At 56.7% G+C, this 25,893-nt stretch carries 25 protein-coding genes and 6 tRNA genes; 25 read left to right on the top strand and 6 right to left on the bottom strand.

The window, feature by feature from the left end:
* Positions 1-100: 100 nt before the first annotated feature.
* Positions 101-1,162, bottom strand: a complete 1,062-nt coding sequence (locus AOP6_RS11585; RefSeq protein ID WP_155876918.1) for a cytochrome c biogenesis protein ResB — start codon at positions 1,160-1,162, stop codon at positions 101-103.
* A 62-nt stretch (positions 1,163-1,224) separates the two neighbouring features.
* The gene (gene ccsA / locus AOP6_RS11580) at positions 1,225-2,025 is read right to left on the bottom strand and encodes a cytochrome c biogenesis protein CcsA (protein WP_155876917.1); all 801 of its coding nucleotides are present in this window, start codon (positions 2,023-2,025) and stop codon (positions 1,225-1,227) included.
* Positions 2,026-2,322: 297 nt separating this feature from the next.
* Between ccsA and AOP6_RS11575 the strand changes: the two genes are divergently transcribed.
* The 4 genes from AOP6_RS11575 (at position 2,323) to AOP6_RS11560 (ending at position 6,165) form a co-directional block, all read left to right on the top strand.
* Positions 2,323-3,708: a peptidoglycan DD-metalloendopeptidase family protein gene (locus AOP6_RS11575; RefSeq protein WP_155876916.1), complete on the top strand. Its 1,386-nt coding sequence runs from the start codon at positions 2,323-2,325 to the stop codon at positions 3,706-3,708.
* A 1,057-nt stretch (positions 3,709-4,765) separates the two neighbouring features.
* Entirely contained in the window at positions 4,766-5,254 is a 489-nt protein-coding gene (locus AOP6_RS11570; RefSeq protein ID WP_155876915.1) for a hypothetical protein, read from the top strand.
* Between the two features lie 2 nt (positions 5,255-5,256).
* The gene (locus AOP6_RS11565) at positions 5,257-5,469 is read left to right on the top strand and encodes a hypothetical protein (protein WP_155876914.1); all 213 of its coding nucleotides are present in this window, start codon (positions 5,257-5,259) and stop codon (positions 5,467-5,469) included.
* Positions 5,470-5,661: 192 nt separating this feature from the next.
* Positions 5,662-6,165, top strand: coding sequence for a winged helix-turn-helix domain-containing protein (locus tag AOP6_RS11560; protein ID WP_155876913.1), 504 nt, complete (start codon positions 5,662-5,664; stop codon positions 6,163-6,165).
* Between the two features lie 73 nt (positions 6,166-6,238).
* Here the strand turns inward: AOP6_RS11560 and AOP6_RS11555 are convergent, their stop codons facing one another.
* The 3 genes from AOP6_RS11555 to yedF all read right to left on the bottom strand — a co-directional run bounded on the left by AOP6_RS11555 (position 6,239) and on the right by yedF (position 8,056).
* Positions 6,239-7,216, bottom strand: a complete 978-nt coding sequence (locus AOP6_RS11555) for a site-specific integrase (protein WP_155876912.1) — start codon at positions 7,214-7,216, stop codon at positions 6,239-6,241.
* Positions 7,217-7,353: 137 nt separating this feature from the next.
* A tRNA-Sec gene (locus AOP6_RS11550) sits at positions 7,354-7,449 on the bottom strand.
* A 22-nt stretch (positions 7,450-7,471) separates the two neighbouring features.
* Complete coding sequence (gene yedF / locus AOP6_RS11545; RefSeq protein WP_155876911.1) at positions 7,472-8,056, bottom strand: sulfurtransferase-like selenium metabolism protein YedF; 585 nt, start codon at positions 8,054-8,056, stop codon at positions 7,472-7,474.
* A 96-nt stretch (positions 8,057-8,152) separates the two neighbouring features.
* Here yedF and AOP6_RS11540 point away from each other — a divergent pair, with 96 nt between their 5' ends.
* Together AOP6_RS11540 and AOP6_RS11535 are read left to right on the top strand one after the other, a co-directional pair.
* Positions 8,153-8,728, top strand: coding sequence for a DUF3365 domain-containing protein (locus AOP6_RS11540; protein ID WP_155876910.1), 576 nt, complete (start codon positions 8,153-8,155; stop codon positions 8,726-8,728).
* A gap of 2 nt (positions 8,729-8,730) precedes the next feature.
* Positions 8,731-8,955, top strand: a complete 225-nt coding sequence (locus AOP6_RS11535) for a hypothetical protein (RefSeq protein WP_155876909.1) — start codon at positions 8,731-8,733, stop codon at positions 8,953-8,955.
* Positions 8,956-9,029: 74 nt separating this feature from the next.
* Here AOP6_RS11535 and rlmD read toward each other — a convergent pair whose 3' ends face one another.
* On the bottom strand, positions 9,030-10,463 hold the full coding sequence (gene rlmD, locus AOP6_RS11530; protein WP_213194576.1) for a 23S rRNA (uracil(1939)-C(5))-methyltransferase RlmD: 1,434 nt from the start codon (positions 10,461-10,463) through the stop codon (positions 9,030-9,032).
* Between the two features lie 193 nt (positions 10,464-10,656).
* On the opposite strand from rlmD, the gene ispG reads away from it, so the two are divergent.
* The 19 genes from ispG to rpoB all read left to right on the top strand — a co-directional run bounded on the left by ispG (position 10,657) and on the right by rpoB (position 25,873).
* Positions 10,657-11,724, top strand: coding sequence for a flavodoxin-dependent (E)-4-hydroxy-3-methylbut-2-enyl-diphosphate synthase (gene ispG, locus AOP6_RS11525; protein WP_155876907.1), 1,068 nt, complete (start codon positions 10,657-10,659; stop codon positions 11,722-11,724).
* Between the two features lie 131 nt (positions 11,725-11,855).
* Complete coding sequence (locus tag AOP6_RS11520) at positions 11,856-13,574, top strand: proline--tRNA ligase (RefSeq protein WP_155876905.1); 1,719 nt, start codon at positions 11,856-11,858, stop codon at positions 13,572-13,574.
* Between the two features lie 38 nt (positions 13,575-13,612).
* On the top strand, positions 13,613-14,824 hold the full coding sequence (locus AOP6_RS11515) for a DUF4388 domain-containing protein (RefSeq protein ID WP_155876903.1): 1,212 nt from the start codon (positions 13,613-13,615) through the stop codon (positions 14,822-14,824).
* The gene (gene pyrF, locus AOP6_RS11510) at positions 14,821-15,561 is read left to right on the top strand and encodes an orotidine-5'-phosphate decarboxylase (protein WP_213194575.1); all 741 of its coding nucleotides are present in this window, start codon (positions 14,821-14,823) and stop codon (positions 15,559-15,561) included. Before AOP6_RS11515 ends, pyrF begins: the two co-directional genes overlap by 4 nt.
* Positions 15,561-16,310, top strand: a complete 750-nt coding sequence (gene rlmB / locus AOP6_RS11505) for a 23S rRNA (guanosine(2251)-2'-O)-methyltransferase RlmB (RefSeq protein WP_275950971.1) — start codon at positions 15,561-15,563, stop codon at positions 16,308-16,310. Before pyrF ends, rlmB begins: the two co-directional genes overlap by 1 nt.
* A 133-nt stretch (positions 16,311-16,443) precedes the next feature.
* Positions 16,444-16,519 (top strand) — tRNA-Thr (locus tag AOP6_RS11500).
* 45 nt (positions 16,520-16,564) lie between these two features.
* Positions 16,565-16,649 (top strand) — tRNA-Tyr (locus tag AOP6_RS11495).
* A gap of 122 nt (positions 16,650-16,771) precedes the next feature.
* Positions 16,772-16,848, top strand: a tRNA-Gly gene (locus tag AOP6_RS11490).
* Between the two features lie 36 nt (positions 16,849-16,884).
* Positions 16,885-16,960 (top strand) — tRNA-Thr (locus AOP6_RS11485).
* Positions 16,961-17,071: 111 nt separating this feature from the next.
* Complete coding sequence (gene tuf / locus AOP6_RS11480; RefSeq protein WP_155876878.1) at positions 17,072-18,262, top strand: elongation factor Tu; 1,191 nt, start codon at positions 17,072-17,074, stop codon at positions 18,260-18,262.
* 53 nt (positions 18,263-18,315) lie between these two features.
* Complete coding sequence (gene rpmG / locus AOP6_RS11475; protein ID WP_155877715.1) at positions 18,316-18,465, top strand: 50S ribosomal protein L33; 150 nt, start codon at positions 18,316-18,318, stop codon at positions 18,463-18,465.
* Between the two features lie 38 nt (positions 18,466-18,503).
* Positions 18,504-18,580 (top strand) — tRNA-Trp (locus AOP6_RS11470).
* A 33-nt stretch (positions 18,581-18,613) separates the two neighbouring features.
* Positions 18,614-18,799: a preprotein translocase subunit SecE gene (secE, locus tag AOP6_RS11465; RefSeq protein WP_155876897.1), complete on the top strand. Its 186-nt coding sequence runs from the start codon at positions 18,614-18,616 to the stop codon at positions 18,797-18,799.
* A 16-nt stretch (positions 18,800-18,815) separates the two neighbouring features.
* Entirely contained in the window at positions 18,816-19,349 is a 534-nt protein-coding gene (gene nusG, locus AOP6_RS11460) for a transcription termination/antitermination protein NusG (protein ID WP_155876895.1), read from the top strand.
* 36 nt (positions 19,350-19,385) lie between these two features.
* Positions 19,386-19,808 (top strand): 50S ribosomal protein L11, encoded by a 423-nt coding sequence (rplK, locus tag AOP6_RS11455; protein WP_155876893.1) that lies wholly within the window; start codon positions 19,386-19,388, stop codon positions 19,806-19,808.
* A 12-nt stretch (positions 19,809-19,820) separates the two neighbouring features.
* Entirely contained in the window at positions 19,821-20,522 is a 702-nt protein-coding gene (gene rplA / locus AOP6_RS11450; RefSeq protein ID WP_155876891.1) for a 50S ribosomal protein L1, read from the top strand.
* Positions 20,523-20,735: 213 nt separating this feature from the next.
* Positions 20,736-21,254, top strand: a complete 519-nt coding sequence (gene rplJ, locus AOP6_RS11445; protein ID WP_155876889.1) for a 50S ribosomal protein L10 — start codon at positions 20,736-20,738, stop codon at positions 21,252-21,254.
* A gap of 45 nt (positions 21,255-21,299) precedes the next feature.
* Positions 21,300-21,680, top strand: coding sequence for a 50S ribosomal protein L7/L12 (gene rplL / locus AOP6_RS11440; protein ID WP_155876888.1), 381 nt, complete (start codon positions 21,300-21,302; stop codon positions 21,678-21,680).
* Between the two features lie 83 nt (positions 21,681-21,763).
* On the top strand, positions 21,764-25,873 hold the full coding sequence (gene rpoB, locus AOP6_RS11435; protein WP_155876886.1) for a DNA-directed RNA polymerase subunit beta: 4,110 nt from the start codon (positions 21,764-21,766) through the stop codon (positions 25,871-25,873).
* Positions 25,874-25,893: the final 20 nt, after the last annotated feature.

Below are 25,893 nucleotides of genomic sequence, written 5' to 3'. Positions count from 1 at the left end.
AAATTTGCGAGAAAATATCAATCCCGCATACAGAAGTCAATTAAAATATCCGAAATTATTCGTAAAAAAGAAATTTAATCTCAGTGGAAAGTCTGAACCTTCAGACAATCAAGGGTCGGTCCTGCCGGCGTCGTTTGGCGTAGTAGGAAACGATGGCGATGAGGACGCCGGTGCCCATGAGGACGCCGCCGGTCAGGGCCAGGCTGGCGCCGGGGTCGTAGTTGATGGTGAGCACGGAAGAGGTACGCACGACGGGTTGCAGGGGGCGCAGGTGGAGGCCCTGCTCGGCGAGGGCTGCGGGTGGGCCCTGACGCAGGAAGTACCAGCCCTGCCAGCGTATCTGGCCGTCGCCGCCCGTCAGTTGCAGATGCAGGGCCGGATCGTTCAGGGTGGTTCCCATGGCGACCACGCGTTCGCCGAGGCGTCGGGCCGTGGGCAGAAAATCCAGGACGGCGAGGGTGGCGTCGCCGGGAAGTTCAAGCCGGCTGCCAGCTTGCAGATCCAGGCGGCCAAAGCCCGGGGCGTGGAAGGAAAAGCCGCTGGCTTCCTGCTGGAAGCTGGAGGCCAGGATGATCAGACCCTGATGGCTCAAGGGATGGTTGGTGCGCACCTGCTGGCGGACGATTTCTTCGCCGTTTCGAAGAAGGGTCAGTTCGTTGAACATGTCGAGGGGGCGACGGCCGCTTTCGTCGAAGACGGGCTGAAAATCATCAAGGCGCAGACTGAGACCGGGATGCCGGTGCAGAGGCCTGGTTTCGCCCACGGCCAGCAGGTTGCCGGCGGTGCGATAGCCGCTGAGCTGGCCCCAGAAGAAGGCGACCACCAGCAGGCAGAAGCCGAGGTGGATGAGGTATTCGCCCGTCTTGCGCCAACGACTGCGCAGACGCGGCAACCAGTCGAGGAAGCAGCAGAGGGTGTTGACGGCAAAGGCGATGATCAGCAGGGCGGCGACGGGCATCCACAGGGTGAGCAGCGGTGCCTGCCGGGCGGCCGCCGGGTAGAAGGTTCCCAGGGTGACGGCATCGAGGTCGCCGAAAAGGCGCGGATGGTAGTGCATGACCAGCGACCCGATCATGATCACAAGGGTGGCCAGAGACGCCAGTACGATGGCGAGCTTGAGGGAAGTGAGCCAGTACCAGATTTTGTTTCCTTGCGTCGCCATATCCTTGCTTTCAGAAAAAGGCCTAAGAGTTCTGCGTGGTGACAGTCTTCATCCTCCTTGTTTTACAAAGGATGATTGCTCTGCAGAAGCAGGCCGATGCCCAGGTAGGTGAAGAGGACGATACCGAAGCCGGCGATGGAGAGGATGGCGTAGCCTTCACCCTGCCAGCGCCGCACGAACTTGGCGTGGCACATCCCGGCGTAAAAGAGCCAGACGATAAAGGACCAGACCCCCTTGATGTTCCAGGAAAACCAGTGGCCCCAGGCGACATGGGCCCAGATGCTGCCGCTGACCATGCACAGGGTGAAGAAGACGAAACCGAGAAGGACGGCTTCCTCGTTGTGGCGGCGCAGCAACTCCCGCGGCGGCATGCTGCGCGGGCGCAGGGCGGCAGGGGTGAGGTAGGCCATAGCCACGGAGAAGGCCATGGCGAAGAGGGCGTAGCCCATGAAGGAAAAAGCCACATGCAGGGTGAAAAGGGGCGTGTCGAGAGCCGGGATGAGGGGGGAGATCGCCACCCCGCGTTTTATGGCGCTGCCAAGCAGCGCCAGGGTCACCGCCAACACGAACAGGCCGGCGGCGCCGATGCGGTAGCGCAGCTCGAAGTAGAAAAAGGTGCCCCCCATGGCCCAGCTGAAGAAGACCAGGGTCGAAAAGAGGTTGGTCACCGGCAGGTAGCCCATCTGCAGCCAGGCGGCGGCCAGGTAGAGGGTCTGCAGAAAGAAAGCCAGCGCCGGCAGGCCAAGGGCGATCCGGCGTAGGGGTCGGCGTTCGCCGCCTAACAGCCGGAGTTGCAAGAGGGCGGCAGCCAGGTAGAGCCCCAGCGCTCCCTGTAAAGGAAGAAGGGATTCGAGTTGGATCATGACGTGTATCCAGGCTCCTTGAAGTGGTTTCGGCCAAGATTTGTCTAAAAACCCGTAGAGGCTATCATGACTATTTTCCCGGGAAAAGACTTTCCGACAAGTTTCCGCGAAGATCTCTTTGTGTCTTCGCCATTAACAAATAATCCCTGGCACAGAAATTATGTTCTTTAATCTGTCTATCGGGGTTGACTTTTAGTGAGGTTATGAGGCAAAAACAAAGAGATTTTTTTTGTGCGGGCTTCGCTGTCAGGCGCAGCCCAGATTGTGTGGCTCGTCAACTTTTGATTATTCAGGTCTATGAACGCTATTTGGCTGACAACCCAGGAACAGCGCTGTCGCCAGCGCCGCAAACGCCGGCTGCAGCTTGCGGCCATCCTGTTCTTTCTGGCCGTCCCTGGAATTCTGCTGACCGCTCTTCCCCGTTCTTCCTCGTCGGCTTTTCCTGACACTGAACATACCGGCACTCCTCTTGGCCTGTCGACGGCCGAGATCGCCCATCCGCCCGTGCTGCCGCCCGCACCGGACCATATCCGCAGCCGCGACATCGCCCCTGGGGATACCCTGAGTTCTATCTTTGACCTGGTGGAAATCAATCAGAGCGTCATGTATCAGATTCTCTCCGCCGATGAACAGGTGCTGGCTCTGGATACGCTGCGCCCCGGCAATCGGCTGACGTTCACTCTCGATAAAGAGACCCGCGAGCTGGTCAGTATGGAACTCTTCATCCACCCGGGACGGCGGGTAGTCTACACGCGGGTAGATGATTCGACCTTTGATTACGACGAGATTGTGCTGCCTGGCGAATGGATGCAGGAGTTTCTGGACGGCACCATCAGCGGCAGTTTTTATCTGTCCGCCAAGGGTGTCGGTCTCAGCGAGAATGAAACGGTGAATATCGCCGATCTGTTTCGCGATCAGCTCAACTTCAGTCGCGATATTCGCGCCGGCGACACCTTCCAGGTCGTGCGCAGTCAGCAGTTTGTCAACGGGGAATGGACGGGTCAGAGTCGCATAGAAGGGGTACGCATCTTCCGAGGCAAACGGCTCTACAGCGCTTTTCTTTTCGAAGACGGCAACTATTACGATCACAAGGGCGAAAGCCTGGCCCGCGCCTTCAGGCGTTTTCCCACCCAGGGCCAGTATCGTGTCAGCTCTACCTTCAGTCGGGCCCGCCGTCATCCGGTCACCGGACGGGTGTCCCCCCATAACGGCGTTGATTTCGCCATGCCGACTGGCACCCCAGTGCTGGCTACGGGCGATGGTGTGGTCACCCGTGTGCAGGATCATCCCTTTGCCGGCAAATACATCGAGGTCCAACACGGCAGCCATTATACCACCCGGTACCTGCACCTGAGTCGCTCCCTCGTCAGGCGGGGACAGACAGTGCAGCGCGGTCAGCGCATCGCTCTTTCGGGCAACACCGGTCGCTCTACCGGGCCTCACCTGCATTTCGAGCTGCATGCCAAGGGCCGTCCGGTCAACCCCCTTACTGCCAGCATTCCCATGGCATCGGCTGTGCCCAAGGGCCAGCTGGCCCAGTTCAATGAGCGGGTCAGCGAGGTGGTGGCCCTGATGGAGATTCCTTCCCAGCGCATCGCCCTGCCTGTGATGGGTTCAGAGCCGGCAAAGCGGGTGGCCGAGCAGACCCATCGAGTGCCAAAGGCCACTTCGCCACCTTCCTGAGCCCCGCTTACCAACTGGGCAGCAAGAAAAAGCGGATTGCCTTTTGAAACAAGAAGAGGGCTGCACCCTAACGAGTGCAGCCCTCTTCTTGTTTTTGGCGGGAGCAGATGGGAATCGAACCCACCGGGGACGGGATACGCCCCCCACCGGTTTTGAAGTCCGTTTTTGCCAAATAAAACACCAGTTAAAACAGTAACTTACGAGTGTTATTTTTTGACTTTTTGAAAAGAATTGTCACAAATTTGTCACAAGCCATCAAATTTAACCATCCCGTGACACCAGCCCACAAAGAACAAAAATTCCTTTGTCACAAATTGTCACATCCCTTCTTTGTCAACTCGCGGGCGGACAGTCGCGGGTGGCATTCTGACCCACGAGGCGCGGAGGTGACTTCGCCGTCGCTCCGTCAAGTCAAAGGCTTAAAGGCGTGGGGAAGGGGTCGGTGATCGGTCGAGCGATCGAGCCCTGGCAGGGACCCTTCAGCTAGTTGAACCTTCCCTACCAAGGTCTAAAACAACAACCTGGCAGCATGTGAGTTCCGGGGGAGGGCGAGCGAGGGCGAGCGCCGAGAGGCCCGCTATCCCTCAAGGGGATAGTGGGGCAAGGCGGGACCCGGACTCGGCGAACGGGCGGCAGAGAAACGACAAATCTTCCTTTCCTATCGCCCGATCATGAACACACCGCCCGCCGCCACGCGCCGGAAGAAAAAGCCCAGACAGGAGCACGTTGACCCAGAAAAGGCGACATATGGTTAGCTTGCACACCCTACTCACCCTTGGTGGTAGGGTGTGCTGTCGCCAGCGGGCCGCCAGCCCAACAACTATGCTGTGTGCACGCGATATCGGGAGCGATATCACCAGCCCTTGCAATAACGGCGACAGCGCCCATTTTGCGGCGTGTGCCCGCGATATCAACCACCCACGCCTTTTCTGATATCACTGTCAGCCATTTGTCTGACGCCACCAAAATGACATTTCCATAATACGATAATATGAAAAATGCCTTTACATTTCGGGTAATTTCGATATTATGATAATATCAAAAAGGAGGTGAAGAAATGAAACAGATCAATATCAGGATGGGGGAAGGGGAGTTTCGATTTTTGATGAAGCTGGCGGAGGAAAGGGGCTGCACGCCGACAGAGGCGGCGCGAGCGCTTATCTCCGCTGAATCCGAGGCGACGGCGCTTGAAGAAAGGCTGATAACGCGGATCGATATCAAGCTGGCTGCAGCTATGGAAGCGGCGAGAGAGCAGGCAACCGCCGAGAGAACCAGGGTAATAACTGAGATGGCAAAGCTGATAGACAAGATCAACGCCCACACACAGGGCCAGATCAAATCTGTTATTGACGCCATGCAGGAGGAAAAAAACACCAACAAGGAAGCCGTTGATGAGGCGGTGAAGGCGTTCCGCCTGGCCTTCCCCAGGGCCAAGGCTCTAGTGGACTCTTTGGGCGCGGTGGAGGACTACATCAAGGAAGAAAAAACCCGCAGGGCTGGAGGTCTGGTAGGCAGTGCTAAGAACATGCTCAGTAGGAGGGGTTGAAAATGGGCAATAAAATGGGCAATAGGAAAGGAAGTCCAGGCAGACCGCGCAAGGAAGATGCTTTCAGGGTAGTCAAGAGCGTGGCCTTCACCCATGACCAGTGGAAGGAGATAGAGCAGGCCGCACGGCTGGAAGAAAAGGAGCCGTCCGTCTTCGTGAGGGAGAGTGCATTGAGGCGGGCAGGGAAGATTGTTCGAAGGGTGGTAGAAGAATAGGAAAATGATTGTTGAGTAAAGTAGTGCGTAAAAAAAGAAACAAAAAAAGGTTAAAGATCTTGATTCTAATACACTCGTGCTTCGCACTCAAACAGTTGAAAACACTTGACTTAGGTATATCGCGGATGATATAACCCATATCACAGGTGATATAGGTCATATCATTTCAACAGGGGTGGGGAGGTAAAAAGCATGAGTAAAAACAAAGAGATAGCGCACAATTTAGAGCAAACCACGTACCACATTGAAAAAGGGGTGGTGGAAAAAACCACTACCCCCGTCAATCTGATGCTGGTAGAAAAGAAGGCGAAGACCGACGAGCAGTGGTTGATTTTGTGGCAGGGAGACGGGGCGATGGGACTGGATTATTTGGCGACTTGCGATAGCCTGACAGGCGCGGATTTCAAGGTTTTTTTCAAGATGCTAAAAGCTCTGCGCCATGGAAATGAGGTTTTGGTGAATCAGGTGGGGTTGGCCAGGGAAATGAACCTTTCCCAGCCGAATCTATCCCGCAGCATCAGGAAGCTGCTGGACGCCGGCGTCATCCTCCCCGGGGAGACGCAGCACGGACCCCACAAGAGCTACACTCTCAACCCCTGTATCGGGTGGAAAGGGACCCTCCAGCAAGGCGCCACGGAGAAACGCCGTCACCTTCGCCTCGTGAAAACGTCCCAGAACGAACAAAAAGGGGGCTAGAATCGAGAAAGATTGAACCAACCACCACCACCCTAGCCTTGACCATTAAAAATCGATCCTAGGCCATTTTTCGTCATCCCAGCAGCGCGGCCAGATCCTCAGCCCGCAAATGGGTGTATCTTCGCAGCATCACCAGGGTTTTGTGCCCTGTGATCGCTGCCACCTGCATAGGGTTCAGTCCCTTTTCAAACAGGCGGCTGGTGGCCTCATGGCGCAGGTCGTGAAACCTCAAATCCTCAACCCCTGCCCGCTCGCACGCCTCCCGGAAGGACTTCGACACGTGCGCGGGGGTGATCTGGAAGACCCGCGAATCATGCAGCCGTCTGGGCTGCTGCCGCAACACCTCCACCGCCCTGGTCGAAAGGGGGAGATCCCGCGCCGTCCCGTTCTTTGTGTCAGGGAGGCGTGCCGTTCTTTTTCCCAGGTCGATGTTTTCCCACCTCAGCGCCAAAATCTCCCCGCGCCGCGCGCCTGTCTCCAGTGCCAGCCGAACCACCGCCCCGACGGAGGCGGGCAGGGCGGCAAGCAACCGTTCTTCTTCCCCGGCCTCCAGCCTCCTGTCTCTTCCCTCCGGACGCTTCGGCCGCCGGACGTGCTCGCAGGGGTTCGTGAGGCCCGCAATGCCCCAATCCGTGGTCGCTACCCGGTAGACGTGAGAAAGGAGGGAGAGGTCGTTGCAGATCGTGTGCGGCGAGATCCCGTCTTCCAGTCGGCCGTCGCGCCATGAGGCAACGTCCGCGCTCCTGATGCTGACCAGGGAGCGGGCGGCTAGAGCAGACCCTCGCCACACGTTCAGGCGGTCCTTCTCTTGCCCCTTGCCTTTTTTCTTGCTGGTAACTTCCCGTTCGTACCGGTCAAGGGCGTCGGTCAAGGTGGTGCGCTCCGCCTCCGAGTAGTCGACAAAAAGCCCCCGGTCCATGGACGATTCAACGCTCCTGGCCCATTCTGCGGCCTCTGTCTTGCTGTCAAATGTCTTGGCCTGGGGTGGGTATCCCTTCCTCCGGATTCGAGCCAGCCAGGCCCCTTTTCCGCGCTTAACGATTGTTGCCATTTTCCCCTCTCGTGCCTTGGTGGTGGTGGTTGAATTTGTCACAATTGTCACAAATTTGTCACAAAAGGCAAGAAGATTAGCGAAAATTAAAAAACGAAAGGGCTACGGAAGAACCGTAACCCCTTGTTTTTATTAATTGGCGGGAGCAGATGGGAATCGAACCCACCGGGGACGGGATACGCCCCCCACCGGTTTTGAAGACCGGGAGCGTCACCAGACTACTACCTACTCCCTTAAGGTGACGGAATTTTATTCTTAGGGGCGGATGATGCGCCCCGCTTTGCTTAGAGTTTCCACCGTGTCGAGCATGTTGGTCGCCCGACCGACGGCGAGGCTTTCCTTCAGGTCGAAGAATTCGAGGCAGAGCCCGCAGGAGGCGATATCGGCCCCTTGGTCGGCGAGCCTGGTCAGTGCTTCGATAACGTCCGAGCCCTTGGTGGTCAGTTTGACGCCGGCGTTGACAAAATAGAGCGCATCGGGAACGGGATTGATTTCGAGCAGGGTGAAGATGAAGTTTTTCATCAGGATATGCCCGAGTTCGTCATCGCCGCTGCCCATTTTGTCCGAGCCCACAAAGACCACGGTTTTGCCGCTTACTGCGGGTTCCGAGGTGGTGGCTTCCGGTGTTGTTCCGGCGGAGATTTCCAGAACGAAGCCTCCTTCGGTCGCGGTGACGATGACGGAACGCCCCAGACTTTCGGCCAGACGGCTTACGTTCTGGCGGGCTGTCTCGTCGTTGACCAGAACGCGCTGGCTGGCCGCTGGCCTGGCCAGCAGAGCCTTGCGCGTTTCAATCACCGGCTGGGGACATTTTTTGCCGCGACAATCCAGGGTGTTCATGGCCGTTCCTCTCGAATCCGTTCAAAACGCTGCTATACTAGTCTCTCGTTGCGTGATTTGCAAGCAGGTTTTGCCCTTGTGAAAAGGAGTTTTGATATGGCTACTTGGAAAGGTATCCTGGTGTTGCTTGTGCTGATGACTGCGTTGCCGGTCCAGGCGGAAGAAGCGGTGGTGACGGAGAGCCGTGCTATCGTTGGGGCTTTCATGGCGGAGCTGAAGGGAGAGCTGGAGTCGGCGATCCGTACCCAGGGACCGGTTGAGGCGGTCGCTGTCTGTCAGCGCCAGGCCCCCGCCATTGCCGCGCGGCTATCCCTCGAATCAGGCGGGCAGGTTGCCCGCACCAGCCTGCGACTGCGCAATCCCGACAATGCTCCGGATGCCTGGGAGCGTCAGGTGCTGGAGCGGTTTAAGCAGCTGCGGCAGCAGGGGAGCGATCCGATGTCCCTGGAGTATAGCGAGGTGGTGTCGATAGACGGTGAAATGGTGCTGCGTTACATGAAAGCCATCCCAACGGGGGCTATCTGCCTGCTCTGCCATGGGCAGGACATCGACCCCGCCGTGCAGGAGGCGCTGAAGCGTCTTTACCCGCAGGATCAGGCGACGGGGTTTTCGCCGGGGGATATCCGGGGTGCTTTCACGGTGACAAAGCCTCTTGACGGCAAAGGGGAGTGATCATGCGAAAATTGCTGGGAGTCATCGTGCTGGCCTTGGTGCTGGCCGGGTGCGGGGATCGAGCGAAGGATCTTTACGAGACTGCCGCCTTAGAGGAAAAACAGTTTAATAAAACCCAGGCCGTGCGACTGTACACGGAATTGGTGGAGAAATATCCGGTGTCCTCTTATGCGGCGCGGGCGCAGGAGAGGCTGGCGGTGCTGGCTGCCGAGGACAAGCAGCCCTGATTCGTCGGCTTTTCTGTTCTATGTCAAGAGGCCCTGCCGATCTATTTCGGCAGGGCCTCTTGGGTGCTGAAGCTCTAATAAGAGGACTGCTGGCTCTTTTTGCGCGGCAGTCGGTCTCGATCAGGCACCAGGCGGGCGACGGATTCGACGTGGGAGGTCTGCGGGAACATGTCGACGGGCTGGATCTCTTCCGTGCGGTAGCCCATACCGGCCAGCAGGTCGAGGTCGCGGCCCAGGGTGTCGGGATTGCAGGAGACGTAGATGAGGGTACGGGGCTTCAGTTGCACCAGGGCTTCGAGTACCTCCTGGGCGCAGCCGCTGCGGGGAGGATTGACCACGGCGACACTGCCTGCAGGAACTTCGTGGGTGAGGTCGTGCACCAGTTCGGCGGCGTCACCGGCGCGGAAACTGCAACCCTGGATTCCATTCATCTGGGCATTTTCCCTGGCGTTGCGCACCGCCTCCTCCACGACCTCAATACCGATGACACGGCCAGCGTCCCGGGCCAGATTCATGGCAATACCGCCAATGCCGCAGTAAAGGTCGATGGCCGTATCCTCCTTCTGCAGGGCGGCCCACTGGCGGACCAGTTCATAGATGCGGGCGGCCTGCGGGTTGTTCACCTGGAAGAAGGAGGTCGGGGAGATGCGCAGACGGATGTCTCCCACCTGGTCGATAAGGTCGACGGCCCCGAGCATTTTCAGGGTGTCCCGGCCGAAAACCACATTGCCGGCTGATGTGTTGATGTTCTGATGAATGGAGACCACCTCGGCCACCTTCTTCTGCAGGCCCTTAGCCAGGTGTGTGACTTCCCTGAAGTTTTTTTCGGAAGTGACGAAGGTGACCATGGCTTTGTCAAAAGTCGGGCTGACCCGGATGGTCAGGTAGCGCAGCAGGCCACTCTGGCGGGCGGGGTTGTAGACATAGACACCCTGGCGTTCCACCTCCTGCTTGACTACCTGCACGATGCGGTTGATGAGCGGATGATGCAGGGGGCAATTGTCGATATCGACTACGTTGTGGGAACCACGCCGGTAGAGGCCGATCTTGACCTTGCCGCGATCCTTGGCCATGGCGAGCTTGGCGGTAGTGCGATAGCCCAGAGCTGTGGCGGCCGGCCAGACCTCATGTACCCGGACGGTGTTGAGCGAGGCGTAGGTCTGCAGGGCCTGTTTGACTCGCTCGGTCTTGAAGTTGAGTTGGGCCTGATCTTTTAGGTGAATCAACGAACAGCCAAGGCAATGGCCGAAATGAGAACAGGGGGGGCGGCGCCGCTCGGGATGGGCGGTGATGACACGGTCCAGATTACCGATAATGCGATACTGCCCTTCGTGTTCGATGCTCAGGGCGATCTTTTCGCCGGGCAGGGTGGCAGCCACCTGAACCTCTTTGCCACCGAAGTGTCCGATGCCGACCCCTTCGTCGTTGAGTCGCTCGATGGTGAGCTCAATGGGGGGACGCTGCGGTTTCCGGGGGGCCCCCCGGCGAAAAACCTTTTTCTTTTCCATGGTATTTGACCTGTCTTTGCTTGTGAGTTGGAGGCACATTACCCTGTCGTCTTTTTCCTGTCAACGGCTCAGTCCTCGCCCCTTGACTTGGGGCTCCACCGGCCGTAAACTCTAGCCCACTTTTGCCATCCCGACCCTTGCCCTCAAGCGCCTGGGGGGACTGGGGTGGCCATCCGCCTGAAAGGAACGACCCATGCGTCGAAAAACACGCCGGATTACCGTGGGAGATGTCGCTGTCGGCGATGGGGCGCCCATTTCGGTGCAGTCCATGTGTAATACCGACACCCGTGATGTCCAGGCCACGAACGAGCAGATCCGCCGCCTCTTCGAGGCAGGTTGCGAGATCGTGCGCTGCGCCGTCCCCGACGAAGAGGCCGCCCTGGCTCTGCGGGGGATCTGCGCTGACAGTCCCCTGCCGGTGATTGCCGATATCCATTTCGACTACCAGCTGGCCCTGGCTTCCCTGGAGAGCGGTGTGCAGGGTTTACGTATCAACCCCGGCAATATAGGCGCGCGCTGGAAGGTGCAGGAGGTCGTGCGGGCCTGCGCGGAGCGGTCCGTGCCCATCCGCATCGGCGTCAACGGCGGCTCCCTGGAAAAGGAGTTGCTCGAACGCTACGGTCATCCGACGTCGGCAGCCATGGTGGAGAGCGCTCTGGGGCATATCCGTCTGCTGGAAGATCTCGGCTTCGACCAGATCAAGGTCAGCCTCAAGGCCTCCGATATTCGTCGAACAGTAGAAGCCTATCGCCAGTTGGCCGACCGCGTGGACTATCCTCTTCATATCGGCATCACCGAAGCGGGAACCACCTGGAGCGGCACTATCAAGAGCGCCATCGGCCTGGGGGCGCTGCTCTATGACGGCATCGGCGACACCCTGCGGGTCTCTCTGACCGGTGATCCGGTGGAAGAAGTGCGGGTCGGCTGGGAGATTCTCAAAGCCCTGGAGTTGCGGGAGCGTGGTCCCGTGTTCGTGAGTTGCCCGACCTGCGGCCGCTGCCAGATAGACCTCATTGCCGTGGCCGAAGAGGTGGAGCGTCGTCTGCATGACCTGCCGGAGAAGATCACCGTGGCCGTGATGGGCTGTGTGGTCAACGGTCCGGGGGAGGCCCGGGAGGCCGATATCGGCATCGCCGGCGGCAAGGGGCAGGGGCTGCTCTTCCGGCACGGACAGGTGGTGCGCAAGGTGCCCCAAGCCGAACTGGCCGACGCTCTGGTGGCAGAAGCCTGGCAGCTGGTGCGCCAGAAGGTGAAGGGCTGAGTCGCCCCCGGCGCACTGTTTTCTTGCCTTTTTCCTGGAGATACGCTAGTTTTTCCTACCTGCCGGCGCCCTTCGGCGCTTTCATCCGTTTTCCGCGTTATCCAATTTCATGGAAGAGTTGAGGTTTTCCCATGCGCTGGTCCCAGTATTTGTTGCCGACATTGAAAGAGACCCCCGCCGACGCCGAAGTGATCAGCCACCAGCTGATGATGCGGGCCGGCATGATCCGCAAGGTTGCTGCCGGTATCTATAATTATATGCCGCTGGGCTTGCGCTCCATCCGTAAGGTCGAGTCCATTGTTCGTGAAGAGCTCGACCGTGCCGGGGCGATCGAGGTGCTCATGCCCATGGCTAACCCCGCCGAGCTCTGGCAGGAGTCGGGACGCTGGGACAAGTATGGCAAGGAGTTGCTGCGCTTCAAGGACCGCAAGGACGCCGATTTCTGCATGGGCCCGACCCATGAGGAGGTGGTCACCGACATCGTGCGCAACACGGTGCGCTCCTACCGTCAGCTTCCCCTGAATCTCTATCAGATCCAGACCAAGTTCCGCGACGAGATCCGTCCCCGTTTCGGCCTCATGCGCGGCCGCGAGTTCATCATGAAGGACGCCTATTCCTTCGATCTCGACGATGCCGGGGCCGATGCCTCCTATGAGAAGATGTACCAGGCCTATCGCCGGATCTTCACGCGCTGCGGTCTGAAGTTTCGTGCCGTGGAGGCGGACACCGGCTCTATCGGCGGTTCCTTCTCCCACGAGTTCATGGTGCTGGCCGAATCCGGAGAAGATGCCATTGTCTCCTGTGACAGCTGCGAATACGCCGCCAACGTGGAGAAGGCGGAGATTCGCCTGGGGACACTGCAGACGCCTCCCGCTACGGAGACCTTGCGCAAGGTGGCCACACCAGCGCGCAAGACCATCGAGGACGTGGCCCTCTTTCTGGATACCAGCCCGACACGGCTTCTCAAGACCCTGATTGTCGAGACGGACGCTGGTGACACCGTGGCTGTGCTGCTGCGCGGTGACCGTGAGCTCAACGATATCAAGCTCGCCCATCTCCTCGGTTGTGCCTGGATCACCCTGGCGCCGGAAGAGGTGGTGCAGAAGGTCACGGGGGCGCCCAGCGGATTTGCCGGCCCCATCGGCTTGAAGATCCGCCTCGTTGCCGACCTGGAAGTGCAGGGCATGGCTGACTTTATCACCGGCGCCAATGAGCAGGACGCTCATTTCTCGGGAGTCAACCTGACTCGTGATTTTACCGTCGATACCTTCGCCGACCTGCGGCAGGCCATTGGCGGCGATCCCTGCCCCCGCTGCGAGGGCAAACTCGAAATCTGGCGTGGCATCGAGGTGGGGCATGTCTTTAAGCTCGGCACCAAATATTCCGAGGCCATGGGAGCCACCGTGCTGGATGATCAGGGCAAAGACCGCGTGCTGGTCATGGGCTGCTACGGCATCGGCATTGGGCGCACGGTCGCTTCGGCCATCGAGCAGAATCATGACGAAAACGGCATCATCTTTCCGTTGCCCATCGCCCCCTTCCAGGTCGTCGTCACCATGGTCAATCCGAATGATGACGACGTCCGGGCGGCGGCGGAGGCTCTTTATGGGGATTTGCTGCAGGCCGGTATCGAAGTGCTGCTTGATGACCGGGACGAGCGTCCAGGCAGCAAGTTCAAGGATGCTGACCTTGTCGGTGTCCCTCTGCGGGTGACCGTCGGCTCCCGTACCCTCAAGGAGGGGGCACTGGAACTGCAGGAGCGCCAGAGCGGGCAAAGGAGCCTGCTGCCGGTAGCCGCGGCGGCAGCCGCTATTGCGGACAAAATCCGTGCGGCACTGGCTGTTGATTGATGGCCCGGTTGGTTGGTCGCCGTTGAGAGTAGGGAGTTATGGTAGCTGACGATACGCGTTTGAAGGTTCCCCCCCAGGTGGCCGATAAGCTGACGGTTTCGTCCCTGGAACTGGTGGGATCCTCTTCCTGCCACCTGTTATACTCGTCGCCTGAAGCGGGCGAAGTGTTGATGGCTGGTGTGCTGGGTGAAGTCTCGGTGACCGATCTCCTCTCCTTCTTTAATATGTTCCGGAAGACCGGCGTCTTGCACTTTGAACTCAAGGGGGGCTGCAAAGACCTGTATTTCCAGCAGGGGGAGATTGTCTCGGCGACAAGTACCTTTCCAGGAGAAGATCTGGGAGATGTCCTCTTTGATATGGGAAAACTGAGCGCAGAAGTCCTCCAAAAAGTCCGGCAGTCGTCCGTTGACCTGACGCGTGGAGGCAAAGCTCTGGTCGAGAAGGGTCTGGTCACGGCCAAAGATCTCTGGCAGGCGGCGCGCCAACAGGTGGAGTCCATCGTCTATGGCCTCTTCGCCTTTCAGGCGGGCAGCTATGTCTTTCTCGATCGACCTCCCGGCAAGGGGGATGTCGTCCGTCTGTCGTTGAGCACCCAGAATCTCATTATGGAAGGGCTGCGTCGTGTCGACGAGAAAGAGCTTTTCATGCGCCGCATCGGTTCCCTCGATGGCTTGCCGGTACTGATCCCGGGGAGCGCTGAGGATCTTCCTCCATCAGAAAAGCGGCTGGCACTGCTCATCGGTGAAAGGCGCCTTGCTGTTCGTGAGATAATGCGACGCAGCGGCATGGGGGAGTTCGAGACGCTGCGTCTGCTCCATCAGTTGATCGAAAAAAAGGTAGTCGGGATGGAGGAAGCCCCTTCGGTGGAGGCTTCCGGGGATCTGGGCAAGATATTGTCCATTTTTAATGGCGCTCTTTCGGCACTCTTCCGACGCCTGAGTGAAAAGAATCCCGTCTTTAGCCAAGAGGTTGATGAATTCCTGCATTCGTTGCCTCAACCGTTCTCGTATGTCTTTCGGGACGTGACTCTGGCCGAGGACGGCACAATAGAGGCGGGGCGCATTCTGGTCAATCTGGGTGGACTCGAAGAGTCGGACAAGATGAAGCTGCTGGCCGATGCCTTGAGCGAACTGGTGTATATGGAATGCATGGCCGCCCGTCATCAGTTGGGCGCGAATGAATCGACGGAACTCATTCAGCGGGTTCAGGAAATCTCCCGTCGGGTGAAAAATATAATTGGGAGCAAGTGATGAAGAATTCTGTACGTGATCGACTGATTTTTGCCCTGGACGTCGACAGCTTTGAAGAGGCGGAGCGTTGGGTCAAGTTGTTGCATGGAAAAGTCGGTGTTTTCAAGGTGGGCAAGCAGCTCTTTACCCGTTGTGGTCCCGAGGTGGTTCACATGATCCGTGGGGAAGGGGGGGAAGTCTTTCTCGACCTCAAATATCACGACATCCCCAATACCGTGGCCAGCGCTGGGGTGGAGGCCACCCGGCTTGGGGTCCGCATGTTCAACGTGCATGCCCTGGGCGGGCGAGATATGATGGAGAAGACCGTGGCCGCCGTTGACGCCCTCTGTCCGAAGGGCACCGCCGAGCGGCCCGTGCTGTTGGCTGTCACCATTCTGACCTCGTCCACCGAGGAAACGCTGAGGCAGGTCGGCATCGATCGTCCCGTCCAGGAGATGGTGCCCCGTCTGGCGAAGCTGGCCAAGGAGGCTGGCATGGACGGCGTGGTGGCGTCTCCCAAAGAAGTTACCCTCATTCGGGAGGTCTGCGGTGACGACTTCCTCATCGTGACGCCTGGTGTGCGTCCCAGCTTTGCCTCTCTGGATGACCAGAAGCGTGTTACGACCCCTGCCGAAGCGATCAGTGCCGGGGCCGACTATCTGGTCATTGGACGTCCTATCTCCGCGGCGGCGGATCCTGTTGCAGCGGCGGAAGGGATTCTGGATGAAATGGCTGCCGCTCTCAGCGAGAACCGTTGATGGCGGATTGGATATACGGTGTCAATCCTGCTCGTGAGGGGCTGCGCAGCCGGCTCCGGCGGCCCCTTGAGCTCGTCGTTGTAAGTCAATCTCCTTCGGCCCGCCTGCAGGAAGTGATCGATGAAGCGTCTCGTGCAGGGGTGACCATTCGCCAGGTCGACCGCAAGGAAATGGATCGTCTGGCGGGAAACAACCGTCACCAAGGTGTACTGCTGAAGGTGGAAGATTTTTCTTTTGCCTCTCTTGATGACCTGGTCGAGAACTGGCGTGCCTCCGGCAAGCCCGCCTTCTTTCTGCTTCTCGATGGCATCACCGATCCTCACAACCTGGGGGCGTTGATCCGCAGCGCGGAAGGCGCCGGATGCCATGGCGTGATCATTCCAAAAGACAGGGCCTGTGGTGTCACCGGGGTCGTCGACAAGTCATCCGCAGGCGCTCTCGAACATATCCCGCTCTGCCAGGTAACCAATCTGGCTCGCACCATGGATGAACTGCGCCGTGAAGGGGTGTGGGTCTATGGTCTTGCCGGGGATGCTGATAGCCAGGATATTTACTCCTGTGATCTTGTCGGAAACGTCGCTCTGGTGGTCGGTAGTGAGGGGAGCGGGCTGCGTCCCAATGTAAAGGCTCATTGCGATGGGTTGTTGCGCATTCCCATGGCGGGGACGGTCTCCTCTCTTAATGCCTCCGTCGCCGGGGCCCTGGCCATGTATGAGGTTGTTCGCCAACGCAAGAACCAGGTCGACTGATGATTTTTCTTATATAAAATCATTGACATCGCCAGGTAAATGGATTATACGTTCACCCGTTCCGGGCGGGAGACGCCGCAACAGAAAAAAAGCTTGCAATTAAAAAGTCACTGTTGTATAAATCCCCCCCTGTGCTGGCGTAGCTCAATAGGTAGAGCAGCTGACTTGTAATCAGCAGGTTGCGGGTTCAATTCCTGTCGCCAGCTCCAGTGAGCTACAAAGGGGCTGAAAAACCTTTTGTTTTAAATTCCCCTGGAGGGGTTCCCGAGCGGCCAAAGGGAGCAGACTGTAAATCTGCCGTCGTAGACTTCGGAGGTTCGAATCCTCCCCCCTCCACCATATGAAACTCGCCGGATGAAGTCGGGTAGGCGTTTCCAGGAGGCCGTGGGCTGAATGTACTGGGAAGTCGATCCTTCTGGAGTCCACCGTTTGGCAGATAGAGTTAGGTTGGTTGTTTTTGGGCGGGAGTAGCTCAGTTGGCTAGAGCATCAGCCTTCCAAGCTGAGGGTCGCGGGTTCGAATCCCGTTTCCCGCTCCAAACTAACCTGGTATTCCGCAGAGAGTCAGTGAGTAGGCCCACATAGCTCAGCAGGTAGAGCACTTCCTTGGTAAGGAAGAGGTCACCGGTTCAAGTCCGGTTGTGGGCTCCATGCACTGTTTCTGTGGGTTTATCTGTTTGTATTGGATCTTGGCCTTGCAAACGCAGCTGGCCCAACATTAGGCGAAATAAGCAAAATCAGTAAAAAAGGGAGGATTACACAATGGCTAAAGCCAAATTTGAGAGAAAAAAACCCCATGTCAATATCGGGACCATCGGTCACGTTGACCATGGCAAGACGACCCTGACGGCCGCCATCACCAAGGTTCTGGCAGCCAGGGGCGGCGCCGAGTACAAAGGTTACGATCAGATCGACAACGCTCCCGAAGAGCGCGAGCGCGGCATCACCATCGCCACCGCCCACGTCGAGTATGAGACCGAAAAGCGCCACTATGCGCACGTTGACTGCCCCGGCCACGCCGACTACGTCAAGAACATGATCACCGGTGCGGCCCAGATGGACGGCGCTATCCTGGTGGTTTCGGCCGCTGACGGCCCCATGCCCCAGACCCGCGAGCACATCCTGCTGGCCCGTCAGGTTGGCGTACCCGCCATGGTCGTGTTCCTGAACAAGGCCGACATGGTCGACGACGCCGAGCTCATGGAGTTGGTCGAGCTGGAAGTTCGCGAGCTGCTTTCTTCCTATGAGTTCCCCGGCGACGACATTCCCATTATCCCCGGTTCGGCTCTGAAGGCTCTCGAAGGGGACACTGGCGAGCTGGGTGAGCAGGCCATCCTGAAGTTGATGGACGCTGTTGACAACTACATCCCCGAGCCCGAGCGCGCCATCGACCGGCCCTTCCTGATGCCTGTCGAGGACGTCTTCTCCATCTCTGGTCGCGGCACTGTCGCCACCGGTCGTGTTGAGCGCGGCGTCGTCAAGGTCGGTGAAGAGGTCGAGATTGTCGGCATGAAAGCCACCACCAAGACCGTCGTGACCGGCGTCGAGATGTTCCGCAAGCTGCTTGATCAGGGTCAGGCCGGCGACAACGTAGGTGTCCTTCTGCGCGGCGTCAAGCGTGAAGACATTGAGCGTGGTCAGGTATTGTCCAAGCCCGGCAGCATCACGCCGCACACCAAGTTCAAAGCTGAGGCTTATATCCTGTCGAAGGAAGAGGGCGGCCGTCACACTCCCTTCTTCAAAGGTTATCGTCCCCAGTTCTACTTCCGCACCACCGACGTTACCGGCATTGTTGAGTTGCCGGAAGGGACCGAGATGGTTATGCCCGGCGACAACATCGCCATGACAGTCAACCTGATCACCCCTATCGCCATGGACAAGGAACTGCGCTTTGCTATCCGCGAAGGCGGTCGTACTGTTGGCGCGGGTGTTGTTAGCGAAATTATCGAGTAAAACATTCAAAACCTCCTCCCCTCGCGAGAGGGGGGGAGTTGAAGGACGACACCATGCGGGATATCGTTACCTTGGCTTGCACGGAATGCAAGCAGCGAAATTACACGACCACGAAAAATAAAAGAAATACTCCTGATAAACTGGAATTCAGCAAGTATTGCCGTTTTTGTCAGAAGCACACCCCTCACAAGGAAACCAAGTAGGGGCGAACGGCTGAAGAGGCGCGCAGTTTTCTGCATGCAGGCCAGTAGCTCTAATGGCTAGAGCACCGGTCTCCAAAACCGGGTGTTGGGGGTTCGAGTCCCTCCTGGCCTGCCAATTTGATGGTCATACTCCAAAGGGGTTTTTATAGTGCTTGCCAAAACGACTGAGTTTTTGACGAACGTAAAGGGTGAGCTTAAAAAAGTTACCTGGCCGACGCGCAAGGACACTATCGCGTCCACAACGGTTGTTATCGTTCTGGTCTTCGTCGTTGCCGTGTTTTTGTGGGTTGTGGACTCAGCTCTCTCCGCGGTGATTCGCGCGCTCCTGAGTTGATAAGGGAGAAGCTGATATGGCAAAAAAATGGTACGGCGTACATACCTACTCTGGATTTGAAAACAAGGTAAAGCTCAATCTGGAGGAGCGGATTCGATCTCTTGAGGCGGAAGAATTCTTCGGTGAAATTCTGATTCCCTCCGAAACAGTGGTCGAGTTGAAAAAGGGTGAGCGCAAGACGTCTACCCGTAAATTTTTCCCAGGCTATATACTTGTCCAGATGGAGTTGAATAACGAAACCTGGCACATAGTTAAAGATATACCAAAGGTTACCGGGTTTGTAGGAGGGGGTACAGCACCGCCTTCCATCCCTGATGAGGAAGTGGCCAAGATCACTTCCCGCATTGAAGAGGGCGTGGAGCGACCCAAGCCAAAGGTTGAGTTCGAAGTCGGTGAAACCGTTCGCGTTGTCGATGGTCCTTTCCTTAACTTTACTGGCGTGGTTGAGGACGTGAAGCCCGACAAGGGCAAGCTTAAGGTCATGGTCAGCATTTTCGGACGGGTAACCCCGGTCGAATTGGAATTCATCCAGGTAGAAAAAACCAGTTAGTACTGGTTCTAACAAGATAAACTCAAGGAGTCACTCATGGCCAAGAAGGTTGTTGGTTTGATTAAACTGCAGATACCTGCCGGCAAGGCGAACCCTTCGCCGCCGGTCGGCCCCGCACTCGGCCAGCATGGGGTCAACATCATGGAATTCTGCAAGGCGTTCAATGCAAAGACCCAGGCACAGGATGGGATGATTACCCCTGTTGTCATTACCGTCTACGCCGACCGGTCCTTTTCCTTTATTACCAAGACGCCTCCCGCAGCCGTTCTTCTCATGAAGGCCGCCAAGATTCCTAAGGGCTCCGGCGTACCGAATAAGAACAAGGTGGGAAAGGTTACCAAGGATCAGGTCAGGGAGATTGCCGAGCTGAAAATGCCGGACCTCAATGCCTTTGATATCGAAAAGGCAATCCTTACTATTGAAGGCACCGCCCGCAGCATGGGCCTCGAAGTCGTTTAACTGGAGTTGCAAATGAGTGCAGGAAAAAAACATACTCAAGCTAAGGCCAAGATAGACAGAACAAATGCCTATCCCATTGAGGAGGCTCTTGCTCTTGTCAAGGAGACTTCTTTCGCTAAATTTGACGAAACGGTCGATGTCTCCATCCGCCTCGGTGTGGATCCACGTAAAGCGGATCAGATGGTTCGTGGTGCCGTTGTGCTACCTAATGGTCTCGGGAAGACTGTCCGGGTTCTCGTCTTTGCCAAGGGTGAGAAGGCCCAGGAGGCCACCACTGCTGGGGCCGACTACGTCGGGGCCGATGATCTCGTAGCCAAAATCCAGGAAGGCTGGTACGATTTTGATACCGCGATCGCCACCCCGGACATGATGGGTACGGTTGGTAAAATCGGAAAGCTTCTTGGTCCCCGTGGTCTCATGCCCAACCCCAAGGTCGGTACTGTCACTTTCGACGTCGGGCGGGCTGTTACCGAGGCCAAATCGGGCAAGATAGAATACCGTGTTGAGAAAGCAGGTATTGTGCATGCTCCTGTCGGCAAGGTTTCCTTTGATGTGGAAAAACTAAAGGAAAATGTCGTCAGCCTGGTTGATGCTCTTGTTAAGGCTAAGCCCGCCACATCCAAAGGGACTTACCTTAAAAAGGTCAGCATCTCCAGCACGATGGGACCCGGCCTCAATGTCGATGTCACTGCTTTGCAGGCGATGGTTAAATAAAATTTCTGTCGAACGACAGTCGCCCCCCTGGGGGCGGTTGGTGGTTTACATAACGCTCCCGGTCAAAGACAGCAGGTGCGCCTTCAAGGGCGCTTAAAAGATTGACTGCCTGCCGAGGCTGGAACAATGGATCGAGGTTTCGTCTCACTCCATGACCTCAGACTGGGGCAAGGGATAGTGTATCCCTAAATCTCAATGAAAGGAGGAGAGACGTTGAACAAGAGCAGCAAAGAACAGATTGTCGCCGAGTTGAGTGAAAAGCTGGAGTCGGCCAAGGCCGCCTTTCTTGCAGACTATCGCGGACTCAACGTGGAACAGGTTGATAAGCTGCGTGGTGAGCTTCGTGAGGCAGGCGTTGAATATCGCGTCGTCAAGAACACTCTGCTGAAGTTGGCCGCTAAGGGAACTTCCATCGAGTGCCTTTCCGACCATCTTGCCGGCCCCACAGCGATCGCCATCGCAGGATCAGATCCTGTGGCCCCCGCCAAAATTCTGTCCGAGTTTGCCAAGGCCAACAAGACCTTTGCTCTAAAGGTCGGAGCCCTTAATGGCAGCTTGCTAAGCCTGGCACAGGTCGAGGCTCTGGCTGATCTGCCGAGCCGTGAGGTTCTGCTGGCCAAAGTCCTTGGATCGCTTAATGCCCCTGCTTCCAACTTTGTTGGTGTGCTTGCAGCCATCCCGCGCTCGCTGGTGCAGGTGCTGGCAGCTATTCAAGACAAAAAAGCAGCTTAATTTTAAACCATTTGACGCATATTACGTTACGGAGGAATACAGACCATGGCTGACATCACTAAAGAGCAAGTTATCGAATTTATCGAAAAAATGAACGTGCTTGAGCTGGCTGAGCTCGTCAAGGAGCTTGAAGAGAAGTTCGGCGTATCTGCATCTGCACCCGTGGCTGTGGCCGCTGCCGCACCCGCTGCTGGCGCTGCTCCCGCTGAGGAAAAAGATGAGTTTGATGTCGTCCTTTCCAGTGCCGGCGACAAGAAAATCAACGTTATCAAGGTGGTTCGCGCTGCTACGGGCCTCGGGCTCAAAGAAGCCAAGGACCTCGTTGACGGTGCCCCTCAGACCGTTAAAGAAGCCCTGCCCAAGGCTGAAGCTGAAGAGCTCAAGAAGCAGCTCGTTGAAGCTGGCGCCACTGTGGAACTCAAGTAGTTCCCTTCCCATAGTTTCGCCATTAGCCAAGGTCGCCTTGTGCGGCCTTGGCTATTCTACTTTCGTTACCTAAAGGAGAAATCATGGCTTATTCGATCGCGAATAACCAGCTTCTGAGGAAACATTTTGCCGAGATCAAGAGGATCATCGACATCCCCAACCTCATTGATATCCAGAAGACTTCCTACAAGCGTTTTCTTCAGGCGGAGCTACCTCCTTCGGCCCGGCAGAACGTCGGCCTGGAAGCCGTCTTTCGTTCCGTATTTCCAATTCGGGACTTTAATGAAACCAGCTCTCTTGAATATGTAGCCTATTCACTGGGAACTCCAAAGTACGACGTGGATGAGTGTCATCAACGGGGCATGACTTTTGCTGCTCCGGTAAAGGTACGCGTTCGCCTTGTTTCCTGGGATGTCGATAAGGATTCGGGCGTTCAGTCCATCCGCGATATTAAGGAGCAAGAGGTCTATTTCGGTGAAATCCCCCTGATGACCGAAAACGGTACCTTTATTATCAACGGGACTGAAAGGGTCATCGTCAGCCAGTTGCACCGGTCTCCCGGTGTCTTTTTTGATCACGACAAGGGCAAAACGCATTCCAGTGGGAAAATTCTCTATAGTGCGCGTGTCATCCCTTATCGGGGTTCCTGGCTTGATTTTGACTTTGATCATAAAGATATTCTCTATGTACGCATCGATCGACGTCGTAAACTGCCCGCAACTGTTCTTCTTAAAGCACTGGGCTACACGGCTGAAGAGCTACTGAACTACTACTACGATGTCGATACCATCGTCGTTGACGGCGAAAACTATCGGAAAAAAGTTAATCTTGAGCTGCTCAGCGGGCAGAGGGCGAGTTGTGATATTGTCGCGCCTGACGGAGAGATACTGGTCAAGGCGAATCGCAAATTTACCAAGGCGGGCATTCGTAAGCTTGCTGAAAAAGGCATCGAAACGATTTCTATCCTCAAGGAGGATGTGGTCGGAAAGGTGGCCTCTTCGGATATCGTAGATACCGCCACAGGCGAAATCGTTGTCGAGTGCAACGAAGAGATAACTGAAAATAAACTGGAAGAACTGCTGTCCAGGGGGATAACCGAATTCAAGGTATTGTTCATAGACAACCTGTACGTCGGCCCCTATCTTCGCGAAACGCTTCAACTCGACAAGGTCGCTACGCCCGATGATGCCAAGATTGAAATCTATCGACGACTGCGTCCGGGCGATCCACCGACCATCCGTAGCGCCACGGCTCTGTTTGACAGCCTTTTCTTCAACTCGGAGCGTTACGACCTTTCCGTTGTTGGGCGACTGAAACTCAATTACAAACTGGGCTTGAAGTCCCCCCTGGATCTGACCACTCTGACCAAGGATGATATTCTCGAGGTTGTTCGCTACCTGATCGATCTTCGGAACGGCAAAGGTGCCATTGATGATATTGACCACCTTGGAAATCGTCGGGTCCGCGCTGTGGGTGAACTGCTGGAAAACCAATACCGCGTCGGCTTGGTGCGTATGGAGAGGGCTATCAAGGAGCGCATGAGCCTGCAGGAAATAGACAGCCTCATGCCTCACGACCTTATCAATTCCAAGCCTGTTTCGGCAGTTGTCAAGGAGTTCTTTGGATCTTCTCAGCTTTCCCAGTTCATGGACCAGACCAACCCGCTTTCCGAGATTACCCACAAGCGCCGTCTTTCGGCCCTGGGGCCTGGTGGCCTGACACGGGAAAGAGCTGGATTCGAAGTTCGTGACGTTCATCCCACGCACTACGGACGGGTATGCCCTATTGAAACACCGGAAGGGCCAAATATCGGTCTGATTGCGTCCCTGTCGACCTATGCACGCATTAACGAGCACGGATTCGTCGAGACGCCTTATCGCCTGGTTTCTGAAGGGACAGTTACCACCGAAATCAAGTATTTTTCGGCACTGGAAGAGGAAGGGCACGCCATAGCTCAGGCCAACGCACCGTTGAACGAAGACAATACCTTCGTCAACGAGTTGGTCAACGCCCGTAAAAACGGCGAGTTCATGCTGATGAACCGTGAAGAGATCGAGTTGATGGACGTTTCGCCCAAGCAGCTGGTTTCTGTGGCTGCTGCTCTTATCCCCTTTCTGGAGAATGACGACGCCAACCGGGCCCTGATGGGTTCCAACATGCAGCGGCAGGCTGTTCCTCTGCTACGTGCCGATGCACCCCTGGTTGGTACGGGCATGGAGCGTATTGTCGCTCACGATTCGGGTGCCGCCGTCGTGGCACGGCACAACGGCGTGGTTGAGAGTGTAGACGCGGCACGTATTGTCGTCAAAATCGATGAGGGCGAGGTGGATGAGTCGGGGACCGGCGTTGACATTTACACGCTTATCAAGTTCCTGCGCTCCAACCAGAACACCTGTCTCAATCAGAAGCCAATAGTTAAGGTGGGCGACAGAGTCCGGCGGGGCGAAATTATTGCCGACGGTCCTTCTACCGAGTGGGGCGAACTCGCCTTGGGTCAGAACGTCCTGGTCGCTTTTATGCCGTGGGAAGGCTATAACTTCGAGGACTCCATCCTCATTTCGGAAAAGCTGGTTAAGGAGGATCGTTACACCTCCATCCACATCGAGGAGTTCGAATGCGTCGCCCGCGACACCAAGCTCGGCAAAGAAGAAATCACCGACGACATTCCCAATCTGGGTGAAGATGCCCTCGCCGATCTTGACGAGAGCGGCATCATTCGTATCGGTGCTGAAGTTAAGCCAGGGGATATTCTGGTCGGCAAGATTACCCCGAAGGGTGAGACCCAGCTCTCACCTGAAGAAAAACTGCTGAGGGCGATTTTCGGTGAAAAAGCCGGCGACGTTCGCGACACGTCTCTGCGGGTGCCGCCTGGTGTCGAAGGGGTTGTCATCGGGGCTCGTGTATTTTCCCGCAAAGGGATCGATAAAGACACACGCACCGAACATATCGAAAAGACCGAAATAGACAAACTGCTTAAAGATCAGAATGACGAAATCCGCATTATCCGTGAATCCGCCCGTGGCAAGATGCTGTCACTGCTGGTTCAACAGACGTCCGCGGTCGCCATTGTCGATGAAACGGGCAAGATCCTGCTGCCCAAAGGTCAGAAGCTGACGGAAGAACTGCTTTCTGCGGTACCCTTCAAGCGCTGGCAGGAGATTTCCCTGGCCAACGCACCGGAAGTTGAAGACAAGGTCGCTACTGTATTGGTACACCTCAACGAGCGTGAGGAACTGATCCGCGGCGTTTTTTCTGACAAGATCGAAAAGCTCAAGCGTGGCGATGACCTGCCGCCCGGCGTCATCAAGATGGTCAAGGTCTATATCGCCATTAAACGCAAGCTCTCCGTTGGAGACAAGATGGCCGGTCGCCACGGCAACAAGGGTGTTCTGTCACGGATTCTTCCCGAGGAGGATATGCCCTATATGGAAGACGGCACCCCTGTGGAGATCGTGCTTAATCCCTTGGGTGTCCCCTCCCGTATGAACATCGGTCAGATCCTGGAAATCCATCTTGGTTTGGGCGCCCGGGGTCTGGGAATGCGCATCCAGGAGGTTCTCGACAATCAGTTCAGTCAGGAAAAAATTCGGGAAAAGATCAAGTCCATTTATGGCAACAAGGAACTTGATTCCTTTATCGACGGTCTTGACGAAGACGATATGATGGCTTTGGCGCGCCGCCTTTCCAAGGGCGTTCCCATGGCTTCCCCCGTCTTTGAAGGGGTCAACGAAGAGCAGATCAAGGGGGAAATCGAGCGTGCAGGCTTTGCCAGTTCCGGCCAAATGACCCTGTATAATGGCAAGACCGGTGAACCTTTCCTCGAAAAGGTTACCGTGGGTATCATGTATATGCTCAAACTTCACCACTTGGTCGATGACAAGATTCACGCCCGTTCTATCGGTCCCTATAGTCTTGTTACGCAGCAGCCTCTGGGCGGTAAAGCCCAGTTCGGTGGTCAGCGACTTGGTGAGATGGAGGTGTGGGCTCTTGAAGCTTACGGGGCCGCACATGCCCTGCAGGAATTTCTTACCGTCAAATCGGATGATGTGGCGGGAAGAACCCGCATGTATGAAGCCATAGTCAAAGGGAAGCACACACTGGAGGCCGGACTGCCCGAATCCTTCAACGTGCTCATCAAGGAACTGCAGTCTCTGTGCCTCGATGTGGAACTCCTCGAAGAGGAAGAAGAATAAACCACCATCCTATAAGGAGG

Origin of the sequence: Desulfuromonas sp. AOP6, from assembly GCF_009731355.2 — a bacterium.
Classification (GTDB): domain Bacteria; phylum Desulfobacterota; class Desulfuromonadia; order Desulfuromonadales; family SZUA-540; genus SZUA-540.
This window is presented reverse-complemented; position numbering and strand designations above follow the sequence as displayed.